Origin of the sequence: Neoroseomonas alkaliterrae, from assembly GCF_014199195.1 — a bacterium.
Classification (GTDB): Bacteria; Pseudomonadota; Alphaproteobacteria; order Acetobacterales; family Acetobacteraceae; genus Neoroseomonas; species Neoroseomonas alkaliterrae.
This window is the reverse complement of record NZ_JACIJE010000042.1, coordinates 1-1385: the sequence shown is the minus strand read 5'-3', so window position 1 is coordinate 1385 and position 1385 is coordinate 1. Positions and strand designations below refer to the sequence as shown.

Annotated in this window: 1 protein-coding gene; it reads left to right on the top strand. The window is 68.0% G+C overall.

Annotated elements, in window-relative coordinates:
* Nucleotides 1-122 precede the first annotated feature (122 nt).
* On the top strand, nt 123-1331 hold the full coding sequence (locus FHS88_RS20445) for an IS256 family transposase (RefSeq protein WP_184487327.1): 1209 nt from the start codon (nt 123-125) through the stop codon (nt 1329-1331).
* Nucleotides 1332-1385: the final 54 nt, after the last annotated feature.

The following is a 1385-nucleotide window of genomic DNA, read 5'->3' as shown; positions in this document are numbered from 1 at the left end:
GGTAGCGTCCGCGGAGGTGGTGGAAATTCCGGCTTCGGCCGGGGTGTAGGGCTGGGGTGGCCATCGGACCTGGCGGCTAGGGTGGAGTTGCGAGCTCCCACCCCTGACCATCCGAGGACCCGATGACCGATGACAGACTGCCACTCGCCGAGCTGCTGGCGAAAGCAGGAGACGGTGACTTCCTGCGCAGCGTCGCCGAGGCGGTGCTGCAGATGCTGATGGAGGCCGACGTGGAAGGCCTGATCGGTGCCGGGCGGCATGAACGCACCGGCGAGCGGCTGAACTACCGCAACGGCTTCCGCGACCGCACGCTCGACACGCGGCTCGGCGCCCTGCAGCTGCGCATTCCGAAGCTCCGGCAGGGCAGCTACTTCCCGCCCTTCCTGGAGCCGCGGAAGACCTCCGAGAAGGCCCTGGTGGCTGTCATTCAGGAAGCCTGGATCGGCGGGGTCTCGACGCGCCGGGTGGACGACCTGGTGCAGGCCATGGGCCTGACGGGGATCTCGAAGTCCACCGTCTCGAAGCTGTGCAAGGACATCGACGAGCGGGTCTCGGCCTTCCTCGATCGGCCGTTGTCCGGCGAATGGCCGTATCTCTGGCTGGACGCCACCTACCTCCGCCAGCGCGAGGGCGGGCGCATCGTCTCCGTCGCGGCCATAATCGCCGTGGCCTGCGATGCCGAGGGGCGGCGCGAGATCGTCGGCCTGCACATCGGTCCCTCCGAGGCGGAGACGTTCTGGGCCGCTTTCCTCAAAAGCCTGGTGAAGCGCGGCTTGAAGGGCGTGAAGCTCGTCGTCTCCGATGCCCATGAGGGGCTGAAGGCCGCGATCGCCCGCGTGCTCGGGGCGACCTGGCAACGCTGCCGGGTGCATTGGATGCGCAACGCGCTCGCCCATGTCGGCAAGGCCCAGCAGTCCATGGCCTCGGCTGCGTTGCGCCAGGCGTTCCTGCAGCCCGACCAGGAGAGCGCCCGGCAGACCTGGCGCCACGTGGCCGACCAGCTCCGTCCCCGCTGGCCGAAGCTCGGCAAGCTCATGGACGACAGCGAGGACGACGTGCTCGCCTACATGGCGTTCCCGGCGCAGCACAGGACCAAGCTGCACTCGGTGAACACGCTGGAGCGGCTGAACAAGGAGGTGAAGCGCCGCGCCGACGTGGTCGGCATCTTTCCCTCCGAGGGCTCCATCATCCGCCTGATCGGCGCCGTCCTGCTCGAGGCCAACGACGAATGGCAGATGCAGCACCGCTACATGGGCGTCGAGGCCATGGGCGAGATGCTCAACCCGCCACCCACCAACGAAACCCTGCAACTTCCGCCCAAGGCCGCCTGACCCGTGGCCACCTCAAGCCCACCAGCTTTTTCCACCACGTTGACGGACGTGACC